Annotated in this window: 22 protein-coding genes and 1 pseudogene; 17 read left to right on the top strand and 6 right to left on the bottom strand. The window is 65.4% G+C overall.

Annotation, left to right across the window (positions count from 1 at the left end; translation table 11 throughout):
• Nucleotides 1–4 precede the first annotated feature (4 nt).
• The gene (locus tag ACIBW7_RS28405) at nucleotides 5–244 is read right to left on the bottom strand and encodes a hypothetical protein (protein ID WP_397051430.1); all 240 of its coding nucleotides are present in this window, start codon (nucleotides 242–244) and stop codon (nucleotides 5–7) included.
• Between the two features lie 191 nt (nucleotides 245–435).
• Between ACIBW7_RS28405 and ACIBW7_RS28400 the strand changes: the two are divergent.
• Nucleotides 436–795 (top strand): annotated as a pseudogene (locus ACIBW7_RS28400) (MFS transporter); the annotation flags it as partial.
• A gap of 222 nt (nucleotides 796–1,017) precedes the next feature.
• Here the strand turns inward: ACIBW7_RS28400 and ACIBW7_RS28395 are convergent.
• From ACIBW7_RS28395 to ACIBW7_RS28385, 3 genes are all read right to left on the bottom strand, one after another.
• Nucleotides 1,018–1,512 carry a YbhB/YbcL family Raf kinase inhibitor-like protein gene (locus ACIBW7_RS28395; RefSeq protein WP_397051428.1) on the bottom strand — a complete coding sequence of 165 codons (495 nt, stop codon included), beginning with the start codon at nucleotides 1,510–1,512 and terminating at the stop codon, nucleotides 1,018–1,020.
• A gap of 122 nt (nucleotides 1,513–1,634) precedes the next feature.
• Nucleotides 1,635–2,213, bottom strand: a complete 579-nt coding sequence (locus ACIBW7_RS28390; RefSeq protein ID WP_397051426.1) for a DUF2267 domain-containing protein — start codon at nucleotides 2,211–2,213, stop codon at nucleotides 1,635–1,637.
• Nucleotides 2,214–2,297: 84 nt separating this feature from the next.
• Nucleotides 2,298–3,695 (bottom strand): wax ester/triacylglycerol synthase family O-acyltransferase, encoded by a 1,398-nt coding sequence (locus tag ACIBW7_RS28385; RefSeq protein WP_397051424.1) that lies wholly within the window; start codon nucleotides 3,693–3,695, stop codon nucleotides 2,298–2,300.
• Between the two features lie 263 nt (nucleotides 3,696–3,958).
• Here ACIBW7_RS28385 and ACIBW7_RS28380 point away from each other — a divergent pair, with 263 nt between their 5' ends.
• From ACIBW7_RS28380 to ACIBW7_RS28350, 7 genes are read left to right on the top strand one after another with little or no spacing between them, the layout of a single operon-like run.
• Nucleotides 3,959–4,813, top strand: coding sequence for an alpha/beta fold hydrolase (locus tag ACIBW7_RS28380; RefSeq protein WP_397051672.1), 855 nt, complete (start codon nucleotides 3,959–3,961; stop codon nucleotides 4,811–4,813).
• Nucleotides 4,814–4,815: 2 nt separating this feature from the next.
• Nucleotides 4,816–5,844 (top strand): VOC family protein, encoded by a 1,029-nt coding sequence (locus ACIBW7_RS28375; RefSeq protein ID WP_397051422.1) that lies wholly within the window; start codon nucleotides 4,816–4,818, stop codon nucleotides 5,842–5,844.
• The gene (locus ACIBW7_RS28370) at nucleotides 5,841–7,565 is read left to right on the top strand and encodes a bifunctional 3-(3-hydroxy-phenyl)propionate/3-hydroxycinnamic acid hydroxylase (protein WP_397051420.1); all 1,725 of its coding nucleotides are present in this window, start codon (nucleotides 5,841–5,843) and stop codon (nucleotides 7,563–7,565) included. The genes ACIBW7_RS28375 and ACIBW7_RS28370 overlap by 4 nt, the downstream gene beginning before the upstream one ends.
• Nucleotides 7,566–7,591: 26 nt before the next feature.
• Nucleotides 7,592–8,419, top strand: a complete 828-nt coding sequence (locus ACIBW7_RS28365; protein WP_397051670.1) for a 2-keto-4-pentenoate hydratase — start codon at nucleotides 7,592–7,594, stop codon at nucleotides 8,417–8,419.
• On the top strand, nucleotides 8,416–9,366 hold the full coding sequence (locus ACIBW7_RS28360) for an acetaldehyde dehydrogenase (acetylating) (RefSeq protein ID WP_397051418.1): 951 nt from the start codon (nucleotides 8,416–8,418) through the stop codon (nucleotides 9,364–9,366). The genes ACIBW7_RS28365 and ACIBW7_RS28360 overlap by 4 nt, the downstream gene beginning before the upstream one ends.
• On the top strand, nucleotides 9,363–10,424 hold the full coding sequence (gene dmpG / locus ACIBW7_RS28355; RefSeq protein ID WP_397051416.1) for a 4-hydroxy-2-oxovalerate aldolase: 1,062 nt from the start codon (nucleotides 9,363–9,365) through the stop codon (nucleotides 10,422–10,424). The genes ACIBW7_RS28360 and dmpG overlap by 4 nt, the downstream gene beginning before the upstream one ends.
• Nucleotides 10,425–10,462: 38 nt before the next feature.
• Nucleotides 10,463–11,599, top strand: coding sequence for an amidohydrolase family protein (locus tag ACIBW7_RS28350; protein WP_397051414.1), 1,137 nt, complete (start codon nucleotides 10,463–10,465; stop codon nucleotides 11,597–11,599).
• Here the strand turns inward: ACIBW7_RS28350 and ACIBW7_RS28345 are convergent, their stop codons facing one another.
• Complete coding sequence (locus ACIBW7_RS28345) at nucleotides 11,600–12,232, bottom strand: TetR/AcrR family transcriptional regulator (RefSeq protein ID WP_397051412.1); 633 nt, start codon at nucleotides 12,230–12,232, stop codon at nucleotides 11,600–11,602. It abuts the gene before it with no gap.
• Nucleotides 12,233–12,392: 160 nt separating this feature from the next.
• Between ACIBW7_RS28345 and ACIBW7_RS28340 the strand changes: the two genes are divergently transcribed.
• The 5 genes from ACIBW7_RS28340 (at nucleotide 12,393) to ACIBW7_RS28320 (ending at nucleotide 17,715) form a co-directional block, all read left to right on the top strand.
• Entirely contained in the window at nucleotides 12,393–13,703 is a 1,311-nt protein-coding gene (locus tag ACIBW7_RS28340) for a bifunctional o-acetylhomoserine/o-acetylserine sulfhydrylase (RefSeq protein ID WP_397051410.1), read from the top strand.
• Nucleotides 13,704–13,708: 5 nt separating this feature from the next.
• Entirely contained in the window at nucleotides 13,709–14,500 is a 792-nt protein-coding gene (locus ACIBW7_RS28335; RefSeq protein WP_397051408.1) for an ABC transporter ATP-binding protein, read from the top strand.
• Nucleotides 14,500–15,477 carry an aliphatic sulfonate ABC transporter substrate-binding protein gene (locus ACIBW7_RS28330; protein WP_397051406.1) on the top strand — a complete coding sequence of 326 codons (978 nt, stop codon included), beginning with the start codon at nucleotides 14,500–14,502 and terminating at the stop codon, nucleotides 15,475–15,477. Before ACIBW7_RS28335 ends, ACIBW7_RS28330 begins: the two co-directional genes overlap by 1 nt.
• Before the next feature lie 89 nt (nucleotides 15,478–15,566).
• Nucleotides 15,567–16,265 (top strand): ABC transporter permease, encoded by a 699-nt coding sequence (locus tag ACIBW7_RS28325; RefSeq protein WP_397051668.1) that lies wholly within the window; start codon nucleotides 15,567–15,569, stop codon nucleotides 16,263–16,265.
• 154 nt (nucleotides 16,266–16,419) lie between these two features.
• The gene (locus ACIBW7_RS28320; protein WP_397051404.1) at nucleotides 16,420–17,715 is read left to right on the top strand and encodes an NtaA/DmoA family FMN-dependent monooxygenase; all 1,296 of its coding nucleotides are present in this window, start codon (nucleotides 16,420–16,422) and stop codon (nucleotides 17,713–17,715) included.
• 22 nt (nucleotides 17,716–17,737) lie between these two features.
• On the opposite strand, the gene ACIBW7_RS28315 is transcribed toward ACIBW7_RS28320, so the two are convergent.
• Nucleotides 17,738–18,475: a GNAT family N-acetyltransferase gene (locus ACIBW7_RS28315; RefSeq protein ID WP_397051403.1), complete on the bottom strand. Its 738-nt coding sequence runs from the start codon at nucleotides 18,473–18,475 to the stop codon at nucleotides 17,738–17,740.
• 295 nt (nucleotides 18,476–18,770) lie between these two features.
• On the opposite strand from ACIBW7_RS28315, the gene ACIBW7_RS28310 reads away from it, so the two are divergent.
• The 4 genes from ACIBW7_RS28310 (at nucleotide 18,771) to ACIBW7_RS28295 (ending at nucleotide 22,632) form a co-directional block, all read left to right on the top strand.
• Nucleotides 18,771–20,018, top strand: coding sequence for an LLM class flavin-dependent oxidoreductase (locus ACIBW7_RS28310; RefSeq protein ID WP_397051401.1), 1,248 nt, complete (start codon nucleotides 18,771–18,773; stop codon nucleotides 20,016–20,018).
• A gap of 11 nt (nucleotides 20,019–20,029) precedes the next feature.
• The gene (locus ACIBW7_RS28305; RefSeq protein ID WP_397051398.1) at nucleotides 20,030–21,385 is read left to right on the top strand and encodes an NtaA/DmoA family FMN-dependent monooxygenase; all 1,356 of its coding nucleotides are present in this window, start codon (nucleotides 20,030–20,032) and stop codon (nucleotides 21,383–21,385) included.
• A gap of 405 nt (nucleotides 21,386–21,790) precedes the next feature.
• A complete protein-coding gene (locus ACIBW7_RS28300; RefSeq protein WP_397051396.1) occupies nucleotides 21,791–21,934 on the top strand; it encodes a hypothetical protein in 144 nt (47 codons plus the stop codon).
• Nucleotides 21,910–22,632, top strand: a complete 723-nt coding sequence (locus ACIBW7_RS28295; RefSeq protein ID WP_397051394.1) for an ABC transporter ATP-binding protein — start codon at nucleotides 21,910–21,912, stop codon at nucleotides 22,630–22,632. The genes ACIBW7_RS28300 and ACIBW7_RS28295 overlap by 25 nt, the downstream gene beginning before the upstream one ends.
• Nucleotides 22,633–22,640 lie beyond the last annotated feature (8 nt).

Genomic DNA, 22,640 nt, shown 5'->3' with positions numbered 1-22,640 from the left:
CTCCTCATTCGAAATCGTGGAAACGCGGCCGAGCCGAATCCAGCACTTGCCCGGGGTTGATCGCACGGCGGCGAAGGCCTGATCGTGTCGTCGAGTGCGAACTCGGCCCGCGGCACCCGGCGAATTCAGCTGGTACCGCGACTAATTCGGCGATGACGCCGGGCGTATTGATACCGAGGACGATCCGGTTCGGCAGCTCCGCGACCGCGATCTGCTCGGGCGCAACCAAGGTAGCCGCCTCCACGATGCCTCCTTGTGCGCAATCCGTACAGATGGTTGATATGCGAACATCTTAGGTTGAATCCGATGGTGACTCAAGTCCCCTATATCGATCGATGGCTTGGTGGAACCGCTTCGAACTGGCATTTCCCAGCAAAGGCGACTTGTTGAGAACGCTGTCCGCCATGGGGGCGTCTCGACGCTCTTGGTGGCTTACTGCCGACTTATCACAGCGTCGGTTATCTGGCTCCGGCGTTACTGGTGGCGTTGCGGTTGATCCAGGGCTTCGCCGTCGGCGGCGAATTATCCGGGGCCAGTGCCATGATCGTGGAGCACGCGCCGTTCGGGCGACGCGGATTCTTCGCGAGCTTCGCGCTGCAAGGGGTACAGGCCGGTCAAATCCTCGCTGCCGCAGCATTTTTGCCGATGTCGGCGCTGTTGTCCGATGATGCGTTCCAGTCGTGGGGTTGGCGAATTCCGTTCCTGCTCAGCGTCGTTGTGCTGTTCGCCGGCTATCTGGTCCGGCGCCGGGCGGACGAAACTCTCGCATTCCAGGCCGAGCAGGCGCAGCAGGAGGTCCTCGCCTCGCCGATCGTGCAGGTGCTGATTCCGCTCGTCGTCGGCGCCTTCACCTTCGGCTGCGCCGTGATCGCGGCGGTCGTGGCATTCTCCGCGCGAGACATTCCGTATCCCGGTCGAAGACCTCGGCGCACCGGACGCGGCCCCGCTGTCCCGCGAGGACTACTCGCGCCTGCGCGCCGAGGCGATCGCGGCGTAAGAATGCGTGGTGCGGGCGGATCAGGCGGCGAAGAGGCCGACCAGGGTGCCGCTCGCGACGACGTGGTCCGTGATAGCGGATCGGACCACGTCGGCCGTGGTTTCCTTGGTGAATCCGGGCTTTTGGTCCAGGGCGTAGAGGCGGAAGAAGTACCGGTGCGGCCGGTCGCCGACCGGCGGTCGCGGACCACTCCAGCCGATTTCACCGAAGTCATTGGGACCCGCGACGGCCATGGGCGGCGGCGCGTCCGCCCGGATACTGGTCGCGTTCGGCGCGATGCCGGTCATCAGCCAGTGGGTGAACGGGCCGCCCGGTGCGTCCTCGTCCTCGCAAAGCAGGACGAGCTCTACGGCGTCGTCGGGGATACCACTCCACTCGAGCGGCGGGGCAACGTTTCCGCCGTCATAGGAGTAGCGGTCCGGAATCGTCGCGTGGTCGGTGAACGCGGCACTGTGCAGGTCCGCGCGTGCCGGCGTCCGTTGCACGTCGGAGCGCTGGCTGGTGGGATTCGCCATAGTTTCCTCCGGTCGATCGATGGTTCGGAGCTGCCTCGGAATCGGAGAGGTTCGCGCTGATCTCGTACATGCCGAGCAGCGTCAAAGTGCGGGTTACCGCTGGACTACCTGTTAAACCGTGGCTAATAGACGGTCTCGTATTTACCGGTCTGATCCGATGACATACCGGCCAGCCGCTGATCGATGCGCGCGAGCGTATCCGAGAGTGATTCGACCGACCGTTCCAGTCGATCCAACCGGTCGGCCGTGCCGTGCCTGGCCGTCTTGGGTGGGGCAGTCTCGGCGGACAACAGGAGCTCGCGCAGTGCGGGTGGCAGTTGTTCGAGGGCGTGCTCCAGCGTGCCCGGGGAGAACCGGTCCCGCAGCGCCGCGCTCAAACAGGTCACCGTAAACGGCACATCGCCGTCGGAGATCGTGGCCTCCGCGGCGAAGAGCTGGACGAATTCGGATTGGTCGTAGCGTTTCGGAACGTCGCTCGGACGCCAGCCCTCGTAGTAAATGCCGCGCAGCAGCTCCGGGAGCTGTGCGCCGAGATGCGCTGCCGCATCCACCGTCAGACGGTCACGCACCGTATGCAACCACGCGCGGAGCACGCGGTATGCGTAGCGGCGATCACTGGTACCCAGGCACTCCATAACGGTGTCGAGCCAGATTCGCGCTGTCTGTTCGGTGTGGGCGAATGGGTCACCTCCGCGGTTCATTTCGACTTCCCTTCGGTCTCGTGAATCCACTACCCAGGGTAGGCCGATCGAACCCGTCATACGTGTCATAACCGCAGCTCACGCCTATCCGGCCGTCCTCCGCGCCAGATCGGGCAGCGACATCGCGAAGTGGCCTTCGAGTTCGTCGAAGGCGTCACGGAGGTAGCGGGTGAGGCGGGCGACATCGGGGAGTGCGGTGCGGCATGCGGTGAAGCCGAAATGCAGCCGACCGTCGTAGGACACCGCGGTGATATTGAGCGATTCTCCCTTGAACAGCAGCGACAGGGGATACATCTCGACCATCCGCGCCCCGGCGAGATAGCGCGGTCGGTCGGGCCCCGGCACGTTCGACACGATCAGGTTGAACATCGGCGGAACGTGGGTCACGGCGCCGGGCACGAGTTGGCGCAGTGTGTGCGGCGCCATGGCGACAATCGCGTAGCCGACCAGGGCCGCGTGCGGCAAGGCCGACTGATGTTGCTTTGCCGCACGCGTCGAGGAGGAGATCCGTGCCAGCCGAGCCCCGGCATCGGTTTCGTCCGTGGCCGAATCGACGAACATGATGCCGATCGAGCTGGCGGTCGCGGATCCCTCGGGTGCGATGGAAACCGGGCAGCCGAGTACCAATGGCTTATCGGGTAGGTCGGCGAGCTCCATCATGTACCGGCGCAGCGCCGTGGCACAAGCGGTGAGCACGATGTCGTTGACGGTGGTATCGCTGCGCTTCGACAACCGCTTGATGCGGTCCAATTCGATTGCGGCCGTGCTGATCCGGCGATGCTGGCCGACCTCGTCGACGTTGAGTGGTGATCGTGGTGCCGCGAACGGACCGACCAGGGGTGAGTCCGTGTGTCCGGCTCGCCACAAGGTTTTGGCGGCACGCGCAATGGCGGTCAGCAGTTCGACTCGACTCGGTCGGCGTCGGCCTGCGGTGGTTTTCGTCGGCGATCTGCGGACAGTCGCCCACACCGGGGGCGGGATCGGAGCGTCGGCGTCGGTGGCGAGCGATCGGCCGAACAGGCGGACCGCGTCGACGCCGGTGATCAACGCGTGATGTGCCTTCAGGTAGATGGCGAACCGATTGTCATCGAGTCCATCGATGACGTGTACCTCCCACATCGGTCGTCGAACATCGAGTCGACTCGAGTGCATGCGTGAAATGAGTTGTGCCAGTTCGTGTTCACCACCAGGTGCGGACAAGACGTGGTGTCGCAGGTGGTAGTCGATATCGATGTGGTCGGTCGCTTCGAGTCGGGTACGGCGCGGGAAGCGGCGATTGCCGAGCAACGACCGGAATCGCGGATCGACATCGCGGTGACACCGGAATTCGGTCACGATTCGTTCGACGACCGTGGTGGCCGGTTCGTCCTGCGCTGCGAAGATCGCCAGGGCCGCGACCTGCATGGGAGTTTCGGGCGATTCGAGCCACATCCAGAACGAATCGTCGAAGGTGAGGTGCTTGCGTCGTTTCGGGCGACTCATGGTATTCCCCCTTCGTGCGCCAGCGCGCTCGACAAGAATTTCGGCGCGACGTCGGCGGCGCATGATCGGGGTCGTAGGCCCTCGTGATCCGGCTGTATCCGGAGCCGAGGCTGCTCAATCTGATGATGATTTCATCATTGCTGAGACAGCTCGTCAAATCTGGATGTGTGTCATTCTGATGTTTTCATCATTTACTCTTGACAGAGACGGTGATCGTGACTGATGATTTCATCAACAACGTCGTGGAGGTAGCTGTGACAAGCATCGACAAGGGGGTCGACGCCGGACGGACTGTTCGGGTCGGCCAGCGTGAGGTCTTCTTCAGCGAGGTCGGATCCGGGCCCGCGGTGGTGCTGCTGCACGGTGGCGGACCGGGTGCGAACGGACAGTCGAACTATTCGCGCAATATCGAGGCGCTGGCACAGCGATTTCGCGTGATCGTGCCGGATATGCCGGGCTACGGACGCTCCTCGAAGGTTATCGATCAGTCCGACCCGTTCGGCGATCTCGCGCGGGCGATCGGCGGTCTGCTGGACGAACTCGGCGTGGACTCGGCACACCTGGTCGGCAACTCCTACGGTGGCGCCGCGGCGCTGCGGTTGGCAATGGACCGGCCGGAAAAGGTGGGCCGGATGATCCTGATGGGGCCCGGCGGTGTCGGTTCCACGCGCGCCCTGCCGACCAAGGGCCTGCAGGAGTTGCTCGCTTACTACCCGGGCAGCGGACCGAGCCGGGAGAAGATCACCCGGTTCATCCGCGAGTACCTGGTATTCGACGGCGCCGCGGTGCCCGACGAGCTCATCGAGCTGCGATTCCAGGCCAGCATCGATCCCGAGGTGATCGCGAATCCGCCGCTGCGCCGTCCCTCCGGACCGCTGGCCCTGCGGACGCTGTGGCGGATGGATTTCACCCGGGACTCCCGGCTGCGCGAGGTGGCCCATCCGACCCTGGTCATCTGGGGCGCCGATGACAAGGTCAACCGTCCCGCGGGCGGCCGGATGCTGGCCGATGCGATGCCGAACTGCGACCTGTACCTTGCGGCCGATACCGGCCACTGGGTGCAGTGGGAACGCGCCGGACTGTTCAACACACTGGCCGTCGCATTCCTCGAGGCATAACGATGAACGGTTTTCTGCGCCCCGACACCGATGCCTCGGTATTCGGCTCGGTGCATATGGGATACGTTGCGGTGCAATCGAATCGGCTGCCGGATTGGCGTCGCTTCGGTGCCGAGGCGATCGGCATGCACGTGGACGAGGTCGACCGCAATGCGCTGCGCATGCGGCTGGACGAGCACACCTGTCGATTCCTGATCGAGCGCGGGTCGGCCGAGGATGTCACCGCGGTGGGCTGGCACATCGATGACCACGAGACCTTCGACCGCATCATCGCCCGGGTGACCGATCGTGGTGTGCCGGTCGTCGAGGGCACCCCGGAAGAGGCCGCGCTGCGTGGCGTCGAGCGACTCTGGCGCTTTCCGGGCCCGAAAGGTATTGCGCAGGAGATCTTTACGGACCCGATCAGCACACCTGAACCATTGCGGATGCTCAGCTCCGGATGGGTGACGGGGGAGGCCGGAATGGGTCATGTCGCGATCACCTCGCGCGTACCGGAAGCGCTGCGTGACTACTACCACACGGTTTTCGACTCCCGGCTGACCGATTACATCGATGAGAACATCTCCGGGTTGAAGCTGAAGGCCCGGTTCCTGCGGGTCAACGAGCGCCACCATTCGATCGCCATCGCCAGTATTCGCGGCATCAAGATCGACCCGATTCGCACCCGGGTGCAGCACATCAATATCCAGTCCGCGACCTTGGACGACATGCTCGCCGCCTTCGGGCGGGTCACCGATCTCGGTTTCCGCATGCAGTGGTCGGTCGGTCAGCACACCAATGATCGCGAGTTGTCCTTCTATTGCGTGACGCCGTCGGATTTCGAACTCGAGGTCGGCTGGAACCCGGTCGTGATCGGTCCGGAACTCGAATCCACCTGGGAGCCGACCACGTACCAGGGCTTCAGCATCTGGGGCCATACGACGGTCGGGGAAACGGTGCTGGACAAGTTCGCCCAATTTCGCCAAGCCGTGCGGACCTACAACACACCGGAGATCACCGTTCCGCAACTGGCAGGAGGACTTTCACGATGAGTACCACCGACTACGACGTGGTGGTCGTCGGTCTCGGCCCGACCGGCCTGACGCTGGCCAACCTGCTGGGGCGGCGGGGCGTGCGCGTGCTCGTCCTGGAACGCGAACCGGAATACTACGGACTCGCGCGCGCGGTCTACACCGACGACGAAGGCATGCGCATCTTCCAAACCGCCGGTGCGGCAGACGAACTCGCAGCCGATATGAATGTCGACTCCACCGTGCAGTGGGTGCGCGCGGATGGCCGGGTGCTGGTGCAGTTCCATCAGACCGACCGTCCGCTGGGGTGGCCGGTGGTCAATTTTCTGTACCAGCCCTACCTGGAGAACACCCTCGAAAGTGGGCTCGGGCGTTATCCGCATGTCACCGTCCGCCGCGGACGAGAGGTCGTCGATTTCGACCAGGACGAATCCGGCGTGAACGTCGAACATGCCGAGTGCCGGGGCACCGGATACGGCAACCGCGCACCGGATTCCGACCCGCGGACCGCAGAGCGAGTGCGCGCGAAATTCCTGGTCGGCTGCGACGGCGGGCGCAGTGTGGTGCGCACCAAGCTCGGTATCGATATGAGCGGGACCAGCTTTCCCGAGCGCTGGCTCGTGGTGGACCTGAAGGCCAAGGACGGTATCGACGCATTCCGGCATCTGCCGTATTTCAACTTCGTCTGCGATCCGGCAATGCCGATCGTGTCCTGCCCACAGCCGAATGGGCATCACCGCTTCGAGTTCATGCTGACCGATTCGCAGACCAAAGAGGAGATGGAGGATCCGGACAACGTCCGCCGCCACATCGCGCGCTATGTCGATCCGGGTGAGGTCGAAGTGTTGCGCAAGCTGGTCTACACCTTCAATGCCGTGGTCGCCGACCGGTGGCGGGACGGGCGGATCCTCATCGCCGGTGACGCCGCGCATATGACGCCGCAGTTCGTCGGACAGGGCATGAACTCCGGGGTGCGCGATGCCGACAACCTGTCGTGGAAGCTCACCGCAATCCTCGAACAGGGTGCAGACCTGCGGATTCTGGACAGCTACGAGTCCGAACGGCGGCCGCACGCCAAGGCGATGATCGATTTCTCGGTCCTGAACAAGAACATCGTCTCCTTCGACAACAAGCTGGTCGCGGCGGCCCGGGATATCGCACTCACCACCGCGCTAGGAGTGCCCGGGCTGGGCGGCTGGATTCGCGCCGCGAAGATGAAACCGGCGCCGCGCTTCCGTCGCGGCGCGTACCTCGGCCTACCTCGGCGTGGGCTGCGTGGCGTGCAAGGCACGCTCGCCCCGCAACCGGACGTACGGACCTACGACGGACGGCATCGGCGTTTCGACGATGTGCTCGGCCTCGGGTTCGCGGTCGTCGGCAACGGGGTCGATCCGCGGGCTGTGCTCGGTGCCGACGATCTGGCGAGGTTGCGGACCTGGGGTGCTCGTTTCGTCACCGTGTATCCGCTCGGCGGACGACCGCAGGGGCAGCCGGGTGATGGCCGCGCCACCGGCGACGACTACGCCGATATCGAAGACCACACCGGCGCTTTGACCCGCTGGTTCGCCAAGGCGAGCGTCGGGACCGGTGGCGTGGTGCTGCTGCGCCCGGACAAGTTCGTCTTCGGCACGGCCGGTGCCGGGCGCGGCGGGTCCTTGATCGCCGAACTCTTCCGACAGCTCGGCGGGCCGATTCCGGCGTCGACGCAAGTACCGGATCGCCATCTCGAGGAGGCTCGATGAACACGACAGCATCGCACAGCGATTCGATGAGGGGTGGTGGTCGGACGGCGGGCGGGCCAGTGACCGCGGTTCGTGCTGCGGCGGAACGGCTTTCCATCGCCACGACGACCGGAGCGCCGATCGCGCCCATCCGCGACCTCATCGGCCCCGATGACGTCGACCTGGCATATGCGGTGCAGCGCATCGGTGTCCAGTACCGCCTTGCCGCCGGCGCCCGGCTCGTCGGACGCAAGATCGGACTCACCTCACCGGCGGTCCAGCAGCAGCTCGGAGTGAATCAGCCCGACTTCGGCGTGTTGTTCGGCGATATGAATGTCGCCGAAACCTCTGCGGCACAACGGCCCTCGCTACTGCAGCCGAAGATCGAGGCCGAGCTGGCCTTCGTGCTGGGTGCCGACCTCGATATCGAACAGTTGGATGCGATCAGCGTCCGCGCTGCGGTGGACTACGCGGTTGCCGCATTGGAGATCGTGGACAGCCGCATCGCCGGCTGGGATATCAGTTTCGCCGATACCGTCGCCGACAACGCGTCCAGCGGCTGGTTCGCCCTCGGGACCGAGCGGCTGTCACTGGCCGATTTCGAACCGCGCGAGATCGCGATGAATATGGCGATCAACGGCGAAATCGTCTCCACCGGAACGGGTTCCGCGTGCCTCGGTGATCCGCTCAACGCACTCGCCTGGCTGGCCCGCGCCGCCCGCGACTTCGGCGATCCGCTGCGAGCCGGTGAAATCGTGCTGTCCGGTGCGCTCGGACCGATGGCCCCATTGCGGCCCGGCGCCCGGGTGCGGTCCGAATTATTCAGTGGCACACAGACACTCGGTGCCGTCGACTTCACGCTGGAGGAAATATGAGCCGCACCAAAGTCGCCGTCATCGGCTCGGGCAATATCGGCACCGACCTGATGTTCAAGGTGCTCCGGCTGTCGGACACCCTGGAGGTGGCCGCCGTGGTCGGCATCGATCCGGACTCCGACGGGCTGGCCCGTGCCGACCGGCTCGGTGTGCCGACGACCGCGAGCGGTGTCGACGGACTCATCGCCATGTCGCATTTCGGCGAGATCGATATCGTCTTCGACGCCACCTCCGCCGGAGCGCACCGTGCCAATGCCGCCGCGCTGGAGCCGCACGGGAAACGCCTGATCGACCTGACTCCGGCCGCGATCGGGCCCTTTGTCGTGCCCGCGGTCAACCTGGACCAGCACCTGCGCGCCGCCAATGTGAACATGGTGACCTGTGGTGGCCAGGCCACCATCCCGATCGTCGCGGCGATCTCCCGGATCACCGATGTGCCATACGCCGAGATCGTCGCCTCGATCGCATCGAAATCCGCCGGTCCCGGCACCCGCGCCAATATCGACGAATTCACCGAGACGACCGCGCAGGCGATCGAAGCGGTCGGCGGCGCTACCCGCGGCCGGGCGATCATCATCCTCAATCCGGCCGAGCCGCCGCTGATCATGCGCGACACCGTACTCGCGCTGATCGGCGATCCGAATCCGGAAACCCATGCGGCCGTGCGGAAATCGATCGAGACGATGATCGCCGAGGTCGCGGCCTACGTACCCGGCTACCGGCTCAAGCAGGACATCCAGATCACTCCCGCCACACAGTCGGAAACCCTCGTCGGCGATACCGTTGTCACCCATCAGGTCTCGGTATTCCTCGAAGTCGAAGGCGCGGCGCACTATCTGCCGTCCTACGCCGGAAATCTCGACATCATGACCTCGGCTGCGCTGCGCGTCGCCGAACGCCTCGCCGCAGCATCCGTTTCGGTGCCGATCCGGGAGAATGTCCAATGAGCACAACATCGCACAGCGATTCGATGAATGGTGGCCGGGTGGCCGGTGGGCCCGAAGTATTCTTGCAGGACGTGACGTTGCGCGACGGTATGCATGCGCTGCGCCACCGCATCACCCCGAAAAACGTTGCCGCCGTTGCCGCCGCGCTCGATGCTGCGGGCGTCGACGCGGTGGAGGTCGCGCACGGCGATGGGCTGCACGGCAGCAGCCTCACCTACGGACCGGGCAGTCACGCCGATTGGGAGTGGCTCGAGGCCGCCGCGAGCGCATTGCGCCACGCCCGGTTGACCACACTGCTGCTGCCCGGCATCGGCACCATCGACGATCTGCGCCGCGCCTACGACCTCGGCGTGCGCTCGGTGCGGGTGGCCACGCACTGCACCGAGGCCGATATCTCCGCTCAGCACATCGCCTTCGCCCGCGAAATCGGCATGGACGTCTCCGGCTTCCTGATGATGAGCCATATGAACACCCCCGCCGGGCTCGCCGCACAAGCCAAGCTCATGGAAGCCTATGGCGCACACTGCGTTTACGTCACCGACTCGGGCGGGCGGCTGACCATGGACGGGGTCCGCAAACGGGTCCGCGCCTACCGTGCCGTGCTCGACGAGGACACCGAGATCGGTATCCATGCGCATCAGAACCTGTCGCTGTCGGTCGCCAATAGTGTCATCGCCGTCGAGGAGGGCGTGACCCGCGTCGACGCCTCGCTGGCCGGGCTCGGCGCGGGAGCGGGCAACACACCGCTCGAGGCATTCGTCGCGGTCGCCGACCTGCAAGGCTGGAAGCACGGTGCGGACCTGAACCGGCTCACCGATGCCGCCGACGATCTGATCCGACCGCTGATGGAGCGACCGGTGCAGGTGGACCGGGAAACGCTGACCCTCGGCTACGCGGGTGTGTACTCGAGCTTCCTGCGCCACGCCGAAAAGGCCTCCACCACATATGGAATCGACGTGCGGACACTGTTGACCGAGGCGGGACGCCGCGGTCTGGTCGGTGGGCAGGAAGACATGATCGTCGACATCGCACTCGATCTGGCCGCTGTGTCGGGATGACGAGGGACTGCTGTCATGAACACGAAAGGTGAATCTCTGTGAACGGTCCTCGTGCGGAGGCCCCGCCGGCGGTCAGTCGGCGGCGCGCACTCGGTAGCGTTGTTGCCGGCACGTTCGGTGCGGCTGCGGTGGCTTCGATGCCGAATGCCCAGGCGGCTCCGGCCCGCGCCCAGCAGTCCGCGCCGTCGGGCACCTACCGCATCGACCTGCACGCGCACTTCCTGCCGCCGGATTACCGTGCCGCACTGCTGGATCACGGTCACCTCACCATCGGCGGCTACCCGACGCCGCAGTGGTCGCCGGAGGCGGCGGTGGCCTTCATGGACTACTACGGCATCCAGGCGCAGGCACTGTCGGTATCGGATCCGGGGGTGTCGTTCCTGACGGGTAAAGAGGCCAGCGATATGGCCCGCTACTGCAATACCTATGCCGCCGGTCTGCTCCGGTCCAATCCCGCGCGGTTCGGCGCATTCGCCGTGCTGCCGATGCCCGATATCGCGGCCTCGATCACCGAGTCGATCTACGCGCTGGACGAACTGCACCTCGACGGTGTGATCCTGCTGTCGGCCTATGACGGTGTCTACCTCGGTGATCCGCGCTTCGAACCGCTGATGATCGCGTTGAACCAGCGCAATGCCTACGTCTTCGTGCATCCGGCCGCCATTCCGGATGCGGCCAAGCCGAAGCTGCCGCTGCCGGACTTCCTGGAGGAGTTCACTTTCGACACGACGCGCGCGGCGACCATGATGATGGTCACCGGAATGACCCAGCGCTATCCCAACATTCGCTTCCAGCTCGCGCACGCGGGCGGGACCGTGCCGTTCCTGTCGTGGCGCATCAGCGTCGCGTCGCAAACAGTATTGGGCGAACTGTGGCCGCAAGACCTGCCGAAACCGTCTGTGCTGGATATGAAGAACCAGATCTCGCGCTTCTACTACGACACCGCGCTCAGTGGTTCGGCCGCCGCCATGGCCGGGGTGCTCGCCGTGACGAATCGTGATCACATCGTCTTCGGCTCCGACTGGCCGTTCAGCGCGCTTACGCTCCCGCAGAGCGGTTCGCACGATCCCGCGCCCGGACTCAGCGATATCTTCGATGCCGACCAGCGCATGGAGGTCGAACACCACAATCCGCTGCGGCAGTTGCCCCGACTGGCCGCAGCGGTCAACAGTTGACTACAGCTGGGGCTGCGGCGGCAACTCGCTGGATACCAGCTTCTGTGCCGAGCGCTTGTTCATACCGAACATCCGCAGCACATGCAGGGTCATCTCGTCGGTGAGCGCCCCGGCGTCGGCCTCGGGTCGGGCGTCCAATAGTTGCAGCAATCCCAGCAGCGCCCCGCCCGCGGCCATCAGCGCCATATCCGGGTCCATCGGCTCGAACCGGCCCGCCTCCTGGGCGGCCATGATGTCGCGGCGAGCCCGCGGGCCCAGACCCTCGTCGCGTAGCAGCACCGACGTTCCGGAATTCAGGATCACCCGCACGCCCTCCGGGATCTGGCGCTGCAGCCGCCCGGTCATTCGGAAGCTCACCGCGAATACCTCGGCCGGATCGTCGTACATGGCGACGATCTCGTCGCGCATCTCGCTGTAGATCTGCAGTACCGACCGCACCGCCTCGTCGAACAACTGCTCCTTGGACTGGAAGTGGTTGTAGAACGAGCCGAATCCGACATCGGCCGCATCGGTGATCTCCTGGATGCTGACCGCGGATCGCCCCTCGGACAGGAACTTCCGCGCCGCCCCGATCAGCGCATTGCGCGTTCGCTCGCGCCGCCTGTCGATGCGGTTGCCCACCACGCCTGTCACCGTGTCCTCTTTCCCCTCGATTCCGTTATCGGAATCGTATCTGATAAAAGGATCAGAGTCGATTGCGGCTATGGTTTCCTGCGCCGGCGGGTGCCCGGATTCGGTTCCGGCTGAATGTAATTCTCGACGCCAAGCCGGGCGCTTCTTAGTGTCCGTTGATGTGACCACCAGCGACCAGACCCAGGCCGACCCGAGCGCCGACTGGAGCTTCGAAACCAAGCAGATCCATGTCGGACAGGCACCGGACAGTACGACCAATGCCCGCGCCCTGCCGATCTACCAGACCACCTCCTACACGTTCCGGGATACCGCGCACGCCGCGGCGCTGTTCGGTCTCGCCGAACCGGGCAATATCTACACCCGCATCATGAACCCGACCCAGGATGCTGTGGAACAGCGCATCGCGGCGTTGGAGGGCGGTGTCGCGGCGCTGCTGCTGGCATCCGGACAGGCCGCGGAGACCTTCGCGATCCTGAATATCGCCGGTGCGGGCGATCACATCGTGTCCAGTCCGCGGCTGTACGGCGGCACCTACAATCTGTTCCGCTACTCGCTGCCGAAACTGGGCATCGAGGTCAGCTTCGTCGACGATCCGGATGATCTGGACCAGTGGCGCGCGGCGATCCGGCCGAATACCAAGGCACTGTACGGCGAAACGATCTCCAACCCGCAGAACCACATCTTCGACATTCCCGGCATCGCCGAAATCGCCCATGCCGCAGGCGTTCCGCTGATCCTCGACAACACCGTCGCGACGCCGTATCTGATCCAGCCGCTCGCCCACGGCGCCGATATCGTGGTGCATTCGGCGACCAAGTATCTGGGCGGCCACGGTGCGGCCATCGCGGGCGTGATCGTCGACGGCGGCACCTTCGATTGGACCGGCGGCCGGTTCCCCGGCTTCACCACACCTGACCCGAGCTACCACGGTGTGGTGTACGCCGACCTCGGCGCCCCCGCCTACGCCCTCAAGGCCAGGGTGCAACTGCTGCGCGATCTCGGCTCGGCAGTCTCGCCGTTCAACGCCTTTCTGATCAGCCAGGGTCTGGAGACGCTCAGTCTGCGGATCGAACGGCATGTGCAGAATGCCGAGGCGGTGGCGGACTTCCTCGCGGCCCGTTCGGAGGTGACCTCGGTGTCCTACGCCGGGCTGCCGTCCTCCCCGTGGTACGAACGCGGGCGCACCCTCGCGCCCAAGGGCGTCGGCGCGGTGATCGGCTTCGAATTGGCCGGTGGGGTCGATGCGGGTAAGCGTTTCGTCGAGGCGCTCACGCTGCACAGCCACGTCGCCAATATCGGCGATGTGCGTTCGCTGGTGATCCATCCGGCCTCGACCACCCACTCCCAGCTGACTCCGGAAGAGCAGTTGGCGGCCGGTGTGACCCCGGGACTGGTCCGGCTCGCGGTCGGCATCGAGGGGATCGACGATATCCTCGCCGATCTCCGTGCCGGATTCGCTGCCGCTCAGTAGCCGACGTGCCATCCACTGCCAGTCGTGCCGCCGGGGTCGCATTGCGCGGCCTCGGCCGCAGTTTCGGCGCCCATACCGTCCTGCGCGATATCGAATTGCAGATCGCGCCGGGTGAGGTGATCGCGCTGGTCGGTCCGTCCGGCAGTGGGAAGTCGACACTGCTGCGGGTCATTGCCGGGTTGGACGAGCCGACCGAGGGCGAGGTCGTGCTGGACGGTCGGCCAATGCGTGGCATCGACCCGCGCTGCGCGGTGGTTTTCCAGGAGCCGCGGCTACTGCCGTGGCGTGATCTCGCGGGCAATGTCGCATTGGGTCTGCCACCGACCATCTCGCGGGCCGAAGGTGAGGTCGAGGTGCGGCGCGGGCTCGAGATCGTCGGCTTGGCCGGATTCGAGGGACATCGCCCGCGACAGGTGTCCGGGGGTATGGCGCAGCGAACGGCATTGGCCCGCGCGCTGGTTCGTCATCCCGGCGTGCTGCTGCTGGACGAGCCGTTCGCGGCGCTGGATGCGCTGACCAGGCTGCGGATGCAGGACCTGCTCGACGAGGTGCAGCGCGCCGCGGGCATCACGGTCGTACTCGTCACCCATGATGTGGACGAGGCGCTGCGGCTGGCCGACCGCGTTGTCGTACTCGAAACCGTCAGTGGTGAAACAGGTTTCACAATCGGCGCGGCGCTCGAGGTGTCCGCCGATCGCCCCCGCGACGATACCGACCCACGGTTGGCCGCACTGCGGCTCGACTTACTCGAACGACTCGGCGTTCCGCGCCGCGCCACCATCAAGGAGACACTCTGATGAGACGATCGACCATCGTCCTGGCAGCCGTCGCGGCGACTGTGGTGACACTGCTTTCGGGTTGCGCGGAGGGCGAAAAGTCTGGTGCGGCCGGGGCGGATGAGGTGCGGCTGGACTACGCCTACTACAACCCGCTGAGCCTGGTCATCCGGGACCAGCACCTGCTGGAGAAGTCCGGCGCCAAGGTGACCTGGGTGTTCTCCGCGGGCAGCAACAAGGCCAATGAAAGCCTGCGTGCCAATGCGATCGATGTGAATTCGACCGCGGGTTCGGCGGCGTTGCTGGCGAAGGCCAATGGCACACCGCTGCAGAGCATTTCGGTTTACAGCAAGCCCGAATGGACCGCGCTGGTCGTCGCGAAGGATTCACCCATCACCTCGGTGTCGGAGTTGAAGGGGAAGAAGATCGCGGCGACGAAGGGCACCGACGCTTATTTCACACTGCTGCAAGCACTTCAGACGGCCGGTCTCACCGCCAAGGACGTGGAAGTGACCAACTTGCAGCACGCCGACGGCAAGACCGCGCTCGAACGCGGCGATGTCGACGCATGGGCGGGTTTGGATCCCTATATGGCACAGACCCGTCAGGAGCAGGGTTCGCGATTGCTCTACCGCAACGCCAATTTCCAGACCTACGGCGTGCTCAATGCACGCGCGGATTTCATCGCGCAGCATCCGGAGCGGGTCCAGGCCGTGGTCAGCGCCTATGAGCAGGCACGGGTTTGGGCGCAGGATCATCCGAACGAACTCGCGCAGCTGCTGGCGACGGAATCGAAGACCTCCCTCGATGTCGCCAAGGAAACGCTCGAGCGCACCGTGCTGAAGGTCGATCCGGTGCCGGGCGAGGCCCAGCGGGCGGTGCTCACCCCGATCGTGCCGATTATCGTGGCCGACGGTGACGTGCGATCGAAGGAAGCAGCCGAGACCGCGCTCGACGCACTCTTCGAACCGAAATTCGCACAGCAGGCCATTCGGTGACGGTGACCCAGACCGCGCCGGCGCGTGTCGCGCGCCGGATCCGTTGGGACCGGGTAGCGCTCGGACTGGTCGTGCCCGTGCTGCTGCTATTGCTGTGGCAAGGGGTGACCTCGGCCGGACTGTATTCGTCGAGTCAGCTCGCGCCGCCCGCGGATGTGCTTGCCGCACTGCGGGAATTGCTACAGCGCGACGAACTGTGGAGCCATCTGGCGATCAGCATCCAGCGGGTGCTGCTCGGATTCGCCAGTGGCGCGTTCATCGCACTGGTGCTCGGCGCGGTGGTCGGGCTGTTCGATATCGCCCGCGTGCTGCTGGCGCCGACCGTCGGATTGTTCCGCACGGTGCCGTCGCTGGCGTGGGTGCCGCTGCTGCTGTTGTGGCTCGGCATCGGCGAGGAGCCGAAGATCGTGCTGGTGGCCATCGGTGCGTTCTTCCCGATCTATACGACGACGGCTTCGGCGCTGGCACAGGTCGATCCGCACCTGACCGAACTCGGCCGCGCCTATGGACTCCGTCGGGCCGCGCTGTTGTTCTCGATCCAATTGCCCGCGGTGGCACCGGCGGTCGTCAACGGTCTGCGTCTCGGCCTGGCGAATGGTTGGCTGTTCCTGGTGGCGGCCGAGCTGATCGCCTCGTCGAAGGGACTCGGATTCCTGCTGATCGACAGCCAGAACAGCGGCCGCACCGACATCATGCTGCTGGCCATTGTGCTGCTGGCCTTGCTCGGCAAGATCAGCGACACCGTATTCGCCATCGCGGAAACGAAATTGATCGACAGCCGGTTCTGAAAGTCAGGCGTGCGCGCCACGGATGCGGTCGACGATGGAAAAGCGGGTCGGATGGTCGGTGTGCCGCTGCACGATCTTCCCGAACTCTGACCGATTCCATTCGAGCTGATCGCAAACCTGTTCTGCGGGAGCGGAATACGGTTGTCTCGAGCAAATGAGTTCTGCACGACGTCGGGCGTTGAAAACAGTCACCGGAGTCAGCGGCGCGGTGAGCGTCTATGCGGCCGCGATCGATCCGCACGAATCGACGGTGGCGTCCTCGATCGAGATTGCGAAGATCGCCGAGGCCAATAAGTTCGACGCACTGTTCGCCGCCGACCTGTTGAGCTTCGGCGCACAGGGTGCGATCGGGGCGCAGGAGCCGCTGATCTTCCTGTCCGCATTGAGCGCGGTGACCTCGCACGTCGGCCTGATCGCCACCGTGACCAGCACCTTCCACCACCCTTACAATCTCGCCCGGCTGTTCGGAACGCTCGACCATGTCAGCAATGGCCGCGCCGCCTGGAATGTCGTCACGTCCTCGGTGGGGGAGGAGAACTACGGCGATCAGGATCTGCCGAGCCCAGAAGAGCGGTATGCGCGGGCGACCGAATCGCTCGAGGTCGTCAACGCGCTGTTCGACAGCTGGGAACCGGGGGCGCTGACCCACGACGGAAACGGCGGCGCGGTCCTCGATGCGACCAAGGTGCGCCCGATCGAGTATGCGGGGCAATACTTCACGGTGCGGGGTCCACTCAATATCCCGCCGTTGCCGCAGCGTCGCCCGGTCCAATTCCAGGCCGGTCAATCGGCGGGCGGTATCGAGCTCGGCGCGCGGTTCGCCGAGGTGGTCTTCACCTCGCTGCCGACGCTCGAAGATGCGGTGACCTATACCAAGGCGATTCGTGCCCGCGCGACGGAACTCGGTCGCGCACAAGGGTTACCGCTGATCATGAGTTCATTCCATGCGACTTATGGAGCGACGGAGGAGGAGGCGCGCCGGTTGGTCCGCGAGGCGGCCGAAGCGACCGACTTCGCTGCGGGTCGAATCCAATTGGCGGATATGTTCGGCGGCGGTATCGATCTTTCGGAACTTCCGCTGGATCAGCCGATTCCGGAAGTGCTGCTGCCGGAACTGAATTCGGTGAATCGGCGTCGCGGAAGGGTGGAGATCTTCACCAAGCTGGCGGCATCGGGTCGCACGCTGCGCGAGCTGATCGTCGCGGCGAAGGATACCGGGCACTGGGCGGCAGCCGGGACGCCGGAACAATTGGCCGATGCTGTCGAAGAGCGTTATCGCGCAGGCGTTCTCGATGTCATCTCCTTGGGTGGACTGGCCGATGCCCGAACTCGGGACTTTGTCACCAATGGACTGCTGCCCGAATTGCGTCGCCGGGGAATCGTCGGAAACGACTATGTCGGTGGTACTTTCCGCGAGAACCTGGAACTGCCTCCGCTACCTGAGCGCTGACCGCACGGACTGATTTCGGCGGCTAGTTCGGCGTCGACGCGGCACTGGTGCACGATGGTGCCTGCACGAGCGTCAACAACGAACGCTTGCGCAGGGTGAATCCCAACGTCTCGTACAGACTGATCGCCGTCGCATTGTGGGCGACGGCGTGCAGGAACGGTGTCTCGCCGCGCGCCCGGATCCTCGCGCCGACCGCACGGGTCAGGCGGGAGGCGAAACCGCGGCCGCGGAATTCGGCATCGGTGCACACGGCGCTGATCTCGGTCCAACCCGGCGGGTGCAGGCGCTCACCCGCCATTGCCACGAGCTTGCCGTCCACCCGAATCCCGAGGTAGGTGCCCATTTCGATGGTCCGAGGCGCGTACGGGCCGGGTTCGGTCCGGGCGATCAGCTCCAGAATCTGCGGCACATCGGCGGCGGTGAGTACCTCGAGTTCCGGATCGTGGACGACGCGTAGCGCGGTGCCGTCCATTTGCACCGAACCGAATTCGTTCAGGACGGTCCACCCATCCGGCGGCACATGGCCGTAGCCGCGCAGTGCGGTGCTGCCGCCCGGTCCGAGCAGGGTGGCCAGATCGGCCCAATCCTGCTCGTCCAGTACCGGTGGATGACCGATGAACCTGGCGACGTCCGGGTCGTAGCGGCCGATGCGGCCCACCCAACTGGCGAAGCGGCGGTGCTCGCCGCGCAGCGATGCCCGCACCGGATCGTCGAGCGGGTGCAGTGGGGTATTGATATCGATGGTCGACTCGGTGGTCATCGCGCACTCCTCCGCAACAGGGTCCGACCGGAGAACGTTAGCGAGGCGCACGAGTGTCGGCACCGGTTGTGCTCAGCGGAATTTCTATCCGGTGACGGTCCTCGCTTCCGCTCGCTCGCAGCGTATTTCCCCGCGCTCGAGCTGATCTCAATCGTTGACACCATCGGGTCGGTCCCGCCACGAATATCGCCTGGCCACGCCAAATGAGGTCTGCGCGGAGTCAGACCTGGCAGCACAGCGTCCGGTCGGAGTCGTCTACCGCCCGACGCATCAGCGATTGCGCGCGTTGCAGGACATGACATTCGCGCATGCACAGGAACGGGAGACGATGGCACCGAAACAACTACATCTCGGCGTCGCGCTCGATGGAGCGGGCTGGCATCCGGCCGCGTGGCGGGAGCCGAACTCGCGACCCGCCGAGCTGTTCAGCCCCGGCTACTGGACGGAACTGGTCGCCACCGCGGAGCGCGGACTGCTCGATTTCGTGAGCATCGAGGACACCCTGCGAATTCCGGGGACCCCGCACGAGCCCTCCGATGACGCCGTCGACCAGGTCCGGGCCAGGATCGATGCCAATCTGATCGCCGCGCGGGTCGCACCGGTCACCCGGCACATCGGGCTCATTCCGACCGTGACGGTGACCCATACCGAACCGTTCCACGTTTCCAAATCGATCGCCACCCTCGACTACACCTCGCGCGGCCGGGCGGGCTGGCAGGTGCGGGTATCCAGCAGCGCCGAGGAGGCAGCGCACTTCGGCCGTCGTGAGGTGCACGAACTCACCGCCGCCGATATCGCGGAAGCTGTCGCGTCGGGCGTCTTTCCGAGCCGGGTGCGCGATCTGTTCGATGAAGCCGCCGATGTGGTCGAGGTGGCGCGGCGGCTGTGGGACAGCTGGGAGGACGATGCGGAGATCCGCGATGTGGCCGCCCGCCGCTTCATCGATCGCGACAAGCTGCACTACATCGATTTCGAGGGCCGCTTCTTCAGTATCCGTGGGCCGTCCATCACACCGCGTCCGCCCCAGGGGCAGCCGGTGGTCGCGGCGCTGGCGCACGGTCCGCTGATCTACGAATTCGCGGCTCGCTCAGTGGATCTGGCCTTCCTCACGCCGAGTCGCGAGACCGGTCCCGGCACGATTCTCGAGCAGGTCGCGGCCGCCGCGGCGCGAGTCGATCGCGCGGGTGAACCGCTGCAGGTCTATGCCGACATTGTCGTATTCCTCGATACCGACGAAGCGACCGGCCCGCAGCGCCTGGCGCGGTTGAACGAGCTCGCCCGTGCCGAATTCGCCTCGGATGCCGAGGTTTTCGCGGGCAGCGCGGAGGAACTCGCCGAACTGCTCACCGCATGGAGCGAGCAGGGGATCGACGGCTTCCGGTTGCGGCCGGGTGTCGCGGTCGATGATCTGGCCGCCATCGCCACCCGGCTCGTGTCCGCCCTGCAACGTCGCGGTGTGTTCCGCACCGGCTATCCGGATGGTTCGCTGCGCGCGCTGCTCGGCTTGCCCACCGACGTTCCCAACCGTTACGCGACAGCCTGAGCGAGGTCAGCATGAGTACTCCACGTAAGCAGGTCATCCTGGGCGCCTATCTCGGCGGCGTCAACCACCACACCGCCTGGTGGCATCCCGAGGCGGGCAGCCAGATAGATTTCAGCAGTTTCGAACACACCGCGCGCACTGCCGAACGCGGTAAATTCGACTTCTTCTTCCTCGCCGAAGGTCTCATCCTGCGCGAACGCGCGGGCAAGATCTTCGATCAGGACATCATCGGACGCCCCGATACCTTCACCGTGCTCGCCTCGATCGCCGCGGTCACCGAACATCTCGGGCTCGCGGGCACGATCAACGCCACCTTCAACGAGCCCTACGAATTGGCCCGCCAGCTCGCGAGCCTGGACCACCTGTCCGGCGGTCGCGCCGCCTGGAATGTGGTGACCTCCTTCGACGCCTTCACCGGTCAGAACTTTCGCCGCGGCGGCTTCCTCGACCCGGCCGAGCGCTATGCGCGGGCCGAGGAGACACTGAATGCCGTTCGCGCCCTGTGGGATTCGTGGGACGTCGCCGATATCGTCGCAGACAGGGAGTCCGGCCGGTTCCTGGCCCGCCCCGATGCCGGAGCATTCGCCTTCCACGGCAACCAATTCGATATCTCCGGGCGATTCACCGTGCCGCGCAGCCCGCAGGGGCGACCGGTGATCCTGCAGGCCGGCGTCTCACCGCAGGGCCGCGCCTTTGCCGCCGCCAATGCCGACGCCATCTTCTCCCCGTACGGCAAGCTGCCGGAGGCCGCGGACTTCTATCGCGATATCAAGGCGCGCGCGGTCGCGGCGGGACGTGCGGCCGATGACATCAAGATCCTGCCGTCGGCGAGCTTCGTACTCGGTGATACCGAGGCCGAGGCGATCGAGAAGTTCCACGCCGTGCGCAACGAGCAGGTCACCGGACAGACCGCGCTGATCCTGCTGGAACAGATCTGGAATCGCGACCTCTCCGGCTACGACCCGGAGGGTCCGGTACCCGATATCGATCCGGATCCCGAGGCGCCACCGATCATCCAGGGACGTGCCTTCGTGCATCAGGACCGGTTCGCCACCGTCGAGCGCCTGCGCCAGGTGGCCGAGGCGAAGAAACTCACCCTGCGCGAGGTCGTGACCGATCAGTTCGAACGCGGTCCCCTGGTCGGCACTCCCGCCCAGGTCGCCGAGCAGATCGATACCTTCGTCCAGAACGACGGCTCCGACGGCTTCATCCTCGGCTCGCACCTGGTGCCATGGGGCATCGATGAATTCGTCGACCAGGTGGTGCCGCTGCTGCAGGACCGCGGCGTATTGCGCACCGAATACACCGGGACCACTCTGCGCGACAACCTCGGTCTGCCGAATATCCGGTCCACGGTGTCGGCCTGAATTCAGCTGCTGCCCTCGGTATTCCGGATCGAGGGTGGCAATCGAGACAGTGCAGTTCGGCCGGAGGCGGTATGGAATTCGCGTGCGAATGATGCCGCCGTGGACAAAACCGGCGGCATATCTTCAGTCGTCTACCCAGGTGCGTTCTCAGAATCGGCTCGAGCGCAAGGGTGTCGCTCGGGTCCGGCGGAGTCGATGATGTCCCGGTCGGGTTGACCGAGGGTGAGATGACGGTGGTGGCTGGGGGTAATAGTGCGGGGGCGGTCTTGCGTGCGGTGCTCGAGCAGGGGACGGCGCCGCGCAGTGAGATCGCTCGGCTGGCGGGGTTGTCGCCCGCGACGGTGACAGCGCAGGTGCGTGCGCCGCGGACGGCGGGTTTGCTGACCGAACTGCCGGAGACGGCCAATGAGCAGTGCCCAGAACTACGGACAGGCCGATGTCATCCTGTTCTGCCTGCTCATCTACGGCGTATTCGGACTGATCTCCGATGCCGGTATCCGTCTGCTCGAAGGCAAGGTGCTGTCATGGCGTCGCACGATCGCGACCTAGGCGTCCGGACCCGGGACCTGATCCGATCCTTCGGGGACCGGACCATCCTGGAGGAGATCACGCTGACCATCCCGCCGGGCCAATTCGTCGCCCTGCTCGGTCGCAGCGATTCCGGTAAGAGCACGCTGCTGCGGGCCTTGGCCGGGCTCGATCACGATGTCCAGGGTTCTGGGTCACTGCGCGTACCTGCCAAAACCGCTGTGGTATTCCAGGATTCGCGATTGCTGCCCTGGCAGCGGGTGCTGACCAATGTGCCGTACCGGCAGCCGCGCAACCACCGCGAGGCCGGAAAGTCTGTGCTGTCAGAGGTCGGGTTGGCCGGACGGGAACGCGCCTGGCCGTCGGAGTTGTCCGGCGGTGAACAGCAGCGGGTGGCGCTGGCCCGAGCGCTGGTCGGTGCACCCGATCTACTGCTCGCCGATGAACCGTTCGGCGCGTTGGACGCGCTGACCCGCATCAAGATGCACGAATTGCTGCGCGACCTGATCCAGCGCCACACCCCGACCGTTTTGCTCGTCACCCATGACGTGGACGAGGCGATCACGCTCGCACAGCGGGTGCTGGTGCTCGACGCCGGGCGTCTCACCGTCGACCTACCCATCGAACTGCCGGCCGAGCGCGATCCGGGCCAACCGGAATTCCAGCGCATCCGTCGCACCCTACTGACCGCGCTCGGCGTCGTTCCGGCCGGAGTCTGAAAGGAATA

Source organism: Nocardia sp. NPDC049526 (assembly GCF_044465765.1).
Classification (GTDB): domain Bacteria; phylum Actinomycetota; class Actinomycetes; order Mycobacteriales; family Mycobacteriaceae; genus Nocardia.
This window is presented reverse-complemented; position numbering and strand designations above follow the sequence as displayed.

What these genes read in the sequence shown, in the direction of transcription:
- ACIBW7_RS28370 (WP_397051420.1), top strand. Translation starts at nt 5,841, where the DNA reads ATGAGTACCACCGACTACGACGTGGTGGTCGTCGGTCTCGGCCCGACC.
- dmpG (WP_397051416.1), top strand. Translation starts at nt 9,363, where the DNA reads ATGAGCACAACATCGCACAGCGATTCGATGAATGGTGGCCGGGTGGCC.
- ACIBW7_RS28375 (WP_397051422.1), top strand. Translation starts at nt 4,816, where the DNA reads ATGAACGGTTTTCTGCGCCCCGACACCGATGCCTCGGTATTCGGCTCG.
- ACIBW7_RS28320 (WP_397051404.1), top strand. Translation starts at nt 16,420, where the DNA reads ATGAGTTCTGCACGACGTCGGGCGTTGAAAACAGTCACCGGAGTCAGC.
- ACIBW7_RS28360 (WP_397051418.1), top strand. Translation starts at nt 8,416, where the DNA reads ATGAGCCGCACCAAAGTCGCCGTCATCGGCTCGGGCAATATCGGCACC.
- ACIBW7_RS28315 (WP_397051403.1), bottom strand. Translation starts at nt 18,475, where the DNA reads ATGACCACCGAGTCGACCATCGATATCAATACCCCACTGCACCCGCTC.
- ACIBW7_RS28365 (WP_397051670.1), top strand. Translation starts at nt 7,592, where the DNA reads ATGAGGGGTGGTGGTCGGACGGCGGGCGGGCCAGTGACCGCGGTTCGT.
- ACIBW7_RS28330 (WP_397051406.1), top strand. Translation starts at nt 14,500, where the DNA reads ATGAGACGATCGACCATCGTCCTGGCAGCCGTCGCGGCGACTGTGGTG.
- ACIBW7_RS28395 (WP_397051428.1), bottom strand. Translation starts at nt 1,512, where the DNA reads ATGGCGAATCCCACCAGCCAGCGCTCCGACGTGCAACGGACGCCGGCA.
- ACIBW7_RS28385 (WP_397051424.1), bottom strand. Translation starts at nt 3,695, where the DNA reads ATGAGTCGCCCGAAACGACGCAAGCACCTCACCTTCGACGATTCGTTC.
- ACIBW7_RS28310 (WP_397051401.1), top strand. Translation starts at nt 18,771, where the DNA reads ATGACATTCGCGCATGCACAGGAACGGGAGACGATGGCACCGAAACAA.
- ACIBW7_RS28295 (WP_397051394.1), top strand. Translation starts at nt 21,910, where the DNA reads ATGGCGTCGCACGATCGCGACCTAGGCGTCCGGACCCGGGACCTGATC.
- ACIBW7_RS28300 (WP_397051396.1), top strand. Translation starts at nt 21,791, where the DNA reads ATGAGCAGTGCCCAGAACTACGGACAGGCCGATGTCATCCTGTTCTGC.
- ACIBW7_RS28390 (WP_397051426.1), bottom strand. Translation starts at nt 2,213, where the DNA reads ATGAACCGCGGAGGTGACCCATTCGCCCACACCGAACAGACAGCGCGA.
- ACIBW7_RS28305 (WP_397051398.1), top strand. Translation starts at nt 20,030, where the DNA reads ATGAGTACTCCACGTAAGCAGGTCATCCTGGGCGCCTATCTCGGCGGC.